Origin of the sequence: Bacillus sp. SRB_331 (assembly GCF_003264175.1) — a bacterium.
Lineage (GTDB): Bacteria > Bacillota > Bacilli > Bacillales > Bacillaceae_G > Bacillus_A > Bacillus_A mycoides.
Genome location: NZ_NADV01000183.1, coordinates 1 through 327 on the forward strand (window position 1 = coordinate 1; position 327 = coordinate 327).

General features: G+C 36.1%; 2 protein-coding genes. Both read right to left on the reverse strand.

Features of this window, described 5'->3' with window-relative positions; translation table 11 throughout:
- On the reverse strand, window positions 1-117 hold a 117-nt coding region (locus B5P42_RS33215; RefSeq protein ID WP_309251516.1), incomplete at its 3' end, for a proton-conducting transporter transmembrane domain-containing protein.
- 12 nt (window positions 118-129) lie between these two features.
- A partial coding sequence (locus B5P42_RS33220) for a hypothetical protein (protein ID WP_309251515.1) occupies window positions 130-327 on the reverse strand: 198 nt, incomplete at its 5' end.

Genomic DNA, 327 nt, shown 5'->3' on the forward strand with positions numbered 1-327 from the left:
CACTAGTACAGAGTCAGCGTATTCAAAAATTGGGGAACACCTAATAATTAAAAAAATACCAGCAGTTACCATCGTCGCTGCATGAATTAAAGCCGATACAGGGGTTGGTCCCTCCATTGCTGAGGGTAGTCACGTGTGAAGACAAACTTGAGCGGATTTACCCACCGACCAAATAAATAATAAAAAACTAATAAAAGCAATACTATGAATAGAAAAGGTAGAAAACATAAAAGAGTTGTCTAATAAATAAGGAGTAATAGAAAAAAGGATTCCAAAATCAACAGAGTAATAGACTACAAAACTTGCAGAAATAGCAAGCAGTACTGC